Here is a 6,440-nt window from a genome sequence, read left to right as displayed (position 1 = left end):
TGAATATCTTTGGTTTTCAAGTAACGGGAAATTAACACCGATGGGAATGAAGGCTGATCGCTCGCAAGATACAAGCAAACCAGGCACCATGAGGATCTTTACTCCTCAAAGTAAAAAATAAGTAAGGAACGTGATAACTATGGAAATACTGAAAAATTTCTTAATTTTATTTTTGTTATCAACCCCTTTAATATCATGTAAACAACATCCAGAAAGAAATGAGAAAATGACTAACTTCATATCAACAGGTAGTACTTTTTGGATTTCAGATGAAGAAATTCATATTCTCGAAGAGAACGCCACTAATGGAGATAAAAATTCAGCATTCAAATTATATCAATATCATATGTTTGTATCTTTAGATCAAGATTTGGAATTTAAATGGCTAGAGATCGCTGCAAAAAATGGACATCCAATTACCCAATCCAATTTAGCTGATTTATTTTTCACACAAGGCAATAAAGAAAAAGCCATATTTTGGGCTAAAAAGGCACATAGAAATGGTGCCAAACTACCAGAAGAATTAAAAATACTAATAAATATCAATTAATTAATAAGTTTGAGCAGATTATCGTTACAAACCTATAACTTCTGGAGGAGGATTAAGAAAATGTTGGAAACTTCCTGAAGGACACATTCTCGAACGGTACTCTTTCCATGGAAAATATTTGATATCAAATGAAGTTTCAAAAATAAATCTTACTTATTTAAGAAATTGAACACAAATAATTATGACTATTTCTTGTCCTGTGAGGAAGATATTATTTACCCAATAATGCGAAAATCATATCCTAACAGAGCATTAAGTTGTCTAAAAGGAACGTTTTAAGATGACCTTAATGCCATAACTCATAATACCTGAAAAATTGCAATGCATAATCGGAATGGTTTAAGAGCAATTCCAGATGTGTTAGTTTCTCTTTTTAGTTTGCCCCAATCATAATAATTCCCAAAATAAACCAGAGGTTACCTTCACAGTTGGTCATTTCTCTTGGGATACCAATTTGGTCGTAGAAGAGGTAGTGTATTTGTTGGCTGCTTTCTTATGCAGTTATCTAATCGTGAATTTACACCCAAAACCTGGCTCTTTGGGCACCTGAAAAGCCAGAAAGAGAAGATGGTGCTGGAATAGAGGCAAGCCCTAATGGGTCAATCTCTTCCCAAAAAATTGGAGCCTAATTTACAAACCAACCCTCATATACCCGACAACCACCTTAAAGCATACAACGGTAGCAGCTATTACTACGACAGTTTCAGCAACCTGATCCACCGCAAACTGGCAAACGGCGAAGTACAAAACTACTTCTACGATTTGCATAACCAACTGGTTAAAGCCGAAATCTTCAAAATGACGGCACGAAAGAGACTTGGCCCTACACCTACGATGCCTTGGGCAGAAGGATAGGCAAAGGCCGTCTGAACAGCTAAGAAAGTTATTTAAAAAATTAAATAACTATAAACTTTTAAATATGGAAATGTGAAAAAAATAAGCCATCACTATTCTTTAGTGATGGCTTATTTTAAAGCAACTGGCACGCCCACGGGGAATCGAACCCCGGTTACCGCCGTGAAAGGGCGATGTCCTAACCGCTAGACGATGGGCGCGGAGATTTTCTGTGGCGCACCCGGAGCGATTCGAACGCCCGACCCTCTGGTTCGTAGCCAGATACTCTATCCAACTGAGCTACGGGTGCATCAAGAAAGATTTGAATTATAAAGAGAGGGCTATTTACTGTCAAGCGTTTTATTTGGAAAACTTGCAGACAGCGTGTAAAATGCGCATTTGCTATTGAATTTACAGAGAATAAAATGTCAGATTTCGCACGCTGGCCGCTCTTATCCGAAGCATTTTCCCGTTTGGGACGACCTGTGGTCGTGGTGGATTTGGAGACGACCGGTGGAAATTTCTATCAAGACAGGATAACGGAAGTCGCCCTTGTTCGTTTTGAGCAAGGACGCGCCACACATTACGAGCAATTGGTCAATCCTTGCCGCAGCATTCCCGAATTTGTTGCCAGACTGACCGGAATTCATGATGAAATGGTGAAAAACGCACCTGTATTTGCCGATATTGCAGGTGATTTGTTGCCGCTATTGCAAGGTGCTGTGGTTGTTGCCCACAACAGCCGCTTTGACTATACCTTCCTGCGCCACGAGTTTGCTCGTATCCATACTGACTTTGCCGCACCCTCGCTCTGTACGGTTCAACTGTCTCGCCGCCTGTATCCTGAGTTTTACAAACACAGCCTCGACAGCATTATCGAACGCACCGGCATTCAGACGGCCAACCGCCACCGCGCCATGACCGATGTTGCCGCATTGTGTGATTATCTCGAATTAAGTCTGGCAGAAAAAAATCATCAACAATGGGACGAACACGTCCGTGTATTGATGAATCCGAAAATGTTGCCCACTTGGCTGCCTGATTCGCTTGCCCAACAGCTCTATGCCCTGCCCGACAGTTATGGCGTATTGGTTTGGTTTGATCATTTCGGCAAAGCCCAAGCCATTGAAGCACACGAACGCGCATACAGTGAAACCGCCACCCTGCTGCACAGCAAAAAACTGCCGCCGCACATCAAAGCCGCAGCCTCCATCCGTTTTATTCCGGCAGTCGGACAGCTTCATACATTATGGCTCAAAGCCCAGACCATGCAGGAATACCAACTGATGCCGTCTGAAAAGTCCACATCGTTTTCTACCGTCCGCTTTATCACGGACGAACACGGCAGCCTTCAAGCACGCATTGTCTTGTTAAACAGCGGTACAAGAAACTGGCGTCCTTACGGTTTGTTTGCCCACAAAAAAGCAGCCAAACGCGCCTTGACGCAATGGTCGCAAGAACACAGGCTCTGCCCGGATTCGCTCAATATTTTGCCGACCAGCTACGCAAAAGGCGAACCCTGCCCTGTCGAGGCCGTCGGAAAATGCAATGGCAACTGTCGCCAGCCAAACGGCATCAAACATCAAAATCAACGCATTACCGAGCTTGCCGCCCTACTCCCTGTAACCGATTGGGGCAAAGCGCACGAAATTGAAATTACCGAAACCGACCCCCTGACCGGAAACAGCATTACCCTGCTCTGCGCCGGCGGCGCGTTGGCATTGCCTGATGGAAGCTGGTATTTCGACAGCAGCCTGCCTCTCGTGATTAAAAACAAATTCAGGCAAGACAAAGAAAATATCCGTTTGATTGCTTAAAACAAGGCCGTCTGAAAACCAAATTTTCAGACGGCCTATTGTGAATAACTTTCCGCTTTATTCTCAAAATAAAAATCTGCCTAAATTTTAATCAGAACTTATTTTTATAATAGCAATCAAATAATAAACCAATTTATACACAAGCTGTTCACACAATTTTCAATGAAAGCTGTGTATACCCAGTCCAACGAGTAAACCATGAACAACCCTGAAATCATCTTCTTTGACATCGACGACACACTCTACCGCAAATACACGGATACCCTGCGCCCTTCGGTTGCCCAAGCCATGTGCGCATTGAAAGCCAAAGGCATTTTGACTGCCATTGCCACCGGCCGTCCGGAAGCCGCCATTCCCGCCAAAGTCAAAGCCTTGATTCAAGAATGCGGTATCGACATGCTCGTTACCATCAACGGCCAATATATCTCCTTTCGCGGCAAACCCCTGCAAAGCTACCCCTTGGATATTGCCGACATCGAAACCGCCATCAACCTGCTTGAACAACACAAAATAGACTACGCATTCGTCAACAACCAAAAAATTGCCGTTTCCTCCCATTCGCTGCGCGTTGTCGAAGGCTTATCACATATCCTGCCCAACTTCCTGACTGACAAAGAATATTTCCGTAAACAACCCGTTTATCAAATGTTGGTCTTTGTGGATGAGGAAGAAGAAAAAATCCTGCAACCGCTGATTCAACAACACGGCTTCAAATCCGTCCGCTGGCACAAACATGCCATGGACCTACTCAAACAGGAAGGTTCAAAAGCACGCGGCATCGCCCACGCAGTAGAAAAACTGGGGATTGATATGAGTAAAGTGATGGCATTCGGCGACAGCTTCAACGACTTGGAAATGCTGTCAACCGTCGGCTTTGGCGTTGCCATGGGTAATGGCGAAGAAGCAGCCAAAGCTGCCGCACAATTCGTCTGCCCAAGTGTTGATGAAGACGGCGTATTGCTCGGCTTGCAAGAATTGGGCGTCATTTAAATTATCAAATCAAAAGGCCGTCTGAACATTTTCAGACGGCCTTGTTCTATCTACAAACTTTCTGCTTACTTCGGCAATACCAAAAAGCTAATCAGCAATTCTTTAAATACGAATCCAAACACACCCAAGCCCAAAACCAAGAAGAGCATGGCAATGCCGAATTTGCCGGCTTTGGATTCTTTACCCAAGTTCCAAACGATAAAGCCCAAAAAGATAATCAGGCCGCTCAGTAGGATTTTCATTGCCCATGAGGCGAATTCTGCTTCAGTCATATTCTTTCCTTGTATGGTTCAGATGTGTGTCCGTAAATTTCAGACGGCCTTACCGCAACAGGCCGTCTGAAATATCTTTTTGAACTTATTTGTTCAAGACTTGTTTCAAATCTTCAATCAAATCGTCAACGTATTCCAAGCCGACAGACAGGCGCACCAAGCCCGGGCGGATATTGGCGGCAAGTTTTTCTTCAGGCTGCATACGGCCGTGGGTTGTTGTCCATGGATGAGTGATGGTTGAGCGCACGTCGCCGAGGTTGGCAGTACGGGAAAAGAGTTCTACGCCGTCCACAATTTTCCATGCTTCTTCTTGGTCTGCAACTTCAAAACCCACCACGATACCGCCGCCATTTTGCTGTTTGCGGATAAGCTCTGCCTGCGGATGGTTGGGCAAACCGGTGTAGTACACGGCTTGGACTTGCGGCTGTTGTTGCAGCCATTGGGCGATTTTTAACGCATTGTCAAACTGTTTTTCCATACGGATACCGATGGTTTCGATGCCACTGAGCAATTCCCAAGCATTGAATGGCGACATTGCCAAACCGCAAGAGTTGCAATATATGGCAACTTGCGTCATCAGCTCTTCCGAACCGGCCAATACGCCGCCCATCACGCGGCCGTGGCCGTCGATGGCTTTGGTTGCGGAAGAAACGGAAATATCCGCACCGTGTTTCAAAGGCTGCGAACCGACGGGCGACAAGAGGCTGTTGTCCACCACCAAAAGCGCACCGATGCTGTGCGCCAGTTCAGCCAGCGCTTCCAAATCGGCAACTTCGCCTAATGGGTTGGACGGAGTTTCCAAGAAAAACAGTTTGGTATTGGGCTTGATGGCCGCTTTCCATTCATCTACATCAACCGGTGATACATGGCTGACTTCGATGCCGAACTTGGTAACGATGTTGTTGATGAAACCGACGGTCGTGCCGAACAGGCTGCGGCTGGAAACAACGTGGTCGCCTGCTTGCAAGAAGGTAAAAAATGCCGCCTGAATTGCGGACATACCAGTCGAAGTGGCTACCGCGCGCTCTGCGCCTTCCAATGCGGCAATGCGTTTTTCAAAAGCGGCAGTAGTCGGATTGGCTGTACGGGTATAGGTAAAGCCTTTAATTTTTTTGGAAAACAAATCTGCCGCATGTTGCGCGCTTTCCCACATGAAGCTGCTGGTCAAAAACAGCGCCTGATTGTGTTCGCGATATTCGGTCTGCTCTTTGCCGCCCCGGATGGCCAGCGTTTGCGGATGAAGTTTTTTGTTCATTTATTCTCCAATCTACTGTGTATTCCAATGGACGGAACAATATTTTCCGTCTGTTTAACTTGTTAACATTTTGCGCCGATTTCTACCATCTTTCAAGCCGAAGGCCGTGTTTCGGGCCGTCTAAAAAAACAGGAAAACCGTTTTTACTGATAAAGGCGGCCATCGTGTTTCAACCAGCCGTCAGTATGCCGGCCTGACGGGTCATGGTGCGTCCAATGGATAACGCCGCCCTGCTCCGACCATTCATATTCGCCGTAAAACGCTACTTCATCGCCTTTTTTCAAACCCTTAATCTTATCGGCAAGGTCGATATTGTGTGCCACCAAAAGCGTCTGGCCGCTGGAAAGCTTTAAGATAAAGCGTTGATGGCGCGTGCCTTTGTTGTCATCCGGCAGGGTTTTCCATACCGTGCCCTCGCCCTCAACCTGAATATCGCTTTGCTCATTTTCAAACGCCTGTTTCAAAACCGCTTCGGCTGATTCTTTACCCGAACCGATTTGCTGCTGAGCCGTATCGGCATTCTTTTTGCCCGCATTATTTTGTTTTTGAACGGCTTCTATTTTCTGCTGATTCTGCGATTGTACCGGCTGCTTGTTTTGCATTTTGTTATAGGCAAATACGGCAACCAAAGCAATCAGCAATACAATGATTTTATTTTTATTCATAACAATCTCAAAAAAAATGCCCGATTCTGCATCGGGCATATCAACTATTTAGAAAGG

At 45.3% G+C, this 6,440-nt stretch carries 6 protein-coding genes, 2 tRNA genes and 1 pseudogene; 4 read left to right on the top strand and 5 right to left on the bottom strand.

Annotated elements, in window-relative coordinates; genetic code table 11:
• Positions 1-139: 139 nt before the first annotated feature.
• Positions 140-550 carry an SEL1-like repeat protein gene (locus O3682_RS07530; RefSeq protein WP_371509368.1) on the top strand — a complete coding sequence of 137 codons (411 nt, stop codon included), beginning with the start codon at positions 140-142 and terminating at the stop codon, positions 548-550.
• 648 nt (positions 551-1,198) lie between these two features.
• Positions 1,199-1,419 (top strand): annotated as a pseudogene (locus O3682_RS07525) (RHS repeat protein); the annotation flags it as partial.
• Between the two features lie 111 nt (positions 1,420-1,530).
• Here O3682_RS07525 and O3682_RS07520 read toward each other — a convergent pair.
• Positions 1,531-1,605: transfer RNA gene (locus O3682_RS07520), tRNA-Glu, on the bottom strand.
• A gap of 12 nt (positions 1,606-1,617) precedes the next feature.
• Positions 1,618-1,694, bottom strand: a tRNA-Arg gene (locus O3682_RS07515).
• Positions 1,695-1,809: 115 nt separating this feature from the next.
• On the opposite strand from O3682_RS07515, the gene O3682_RS07510 reads away from it, so the two are divergent.
• Positions 1,810-3,201 carry a 3'-5' exonuclease family protein gene (locus O3682_RS07510; RefSeq protein ID WP_371509365.1) on the top strand — a complete coding sequence of 464 codons (1,392 nt, stop codon included), beginning with the start codon at positions 1,810-1,812 and terminating at the stop codon, positions 3,199-3,201.
• A gap of 198 nt (positions 3,202-3,399) precedes the next feature.
• Positions 3,400-4,191, top strand: a complete 792-nt coding sequence (locus O3682_RS07505; protein WP_371509363.1) for a Cof-type HAD-IIB family hydrolase — start codon at positions 3,400-3,402, stop codon at positions 4,189-4,191.
• Positions 4,192-4,256: 65 nt separating this feature from the next.
• On the opposite strand, the gene O3682_RS07500 is transcribed toward O3682_RS07505, so the two are convergent.
• From O3682_RS07500 to O3682_RS07490, 3 genes are all read right to left on the bottom strand, one after another.
• On the bottom strand, positions 4,257-4,463 hold the full coding sequence (locus O3682_RS07500; RefSeq protein ID WP_003680520.1) for a DUF2788 domain-containing protein: 207 nt from the start codon (positions 4,461-4,463) through the stop codon (positions 4,257-4,259).
• 85 nt (positions 4,464-4,548) lie between these two features.
• Positions 4,549-5,718 (bottom strand): O-succinylhomoserine sulfhydrylase, encoded by a 1,170-nt coding sequence (gene metZ / locus O3682_RS07495; protein ID WP_371509362.1) that lies wholly within the window; start codon positions 5,716-5,718, stop codon positions 4,549-4,551.
• A gap of 143 nt (positions 5,719-5,861) precedes the next feature.
• A complete protein-coding gene (locus tag O3682_RS07490) occupies positions 5,862-6,422 on the bottom strand; it encodes a DUF3465 domain-containing protein (protein ID WP_371509361.1) in 561 nt (186 codons plus the stop codon).
• Between the last annotated feature and the right edge of the window lie 18 nt (positions 6,423-6,440).

The organism is Neisseria sp. 27098_8_112, assembly GCF_041433235.1.
GTDB lineage: Bacteria > Pseudomonadota > Gammaproteobacteria > Burkholderiales > Neisseriaceae > Neisseria.
This window is presented reverse-complemented; position numbering and strand designations above follow the sequence as displayed.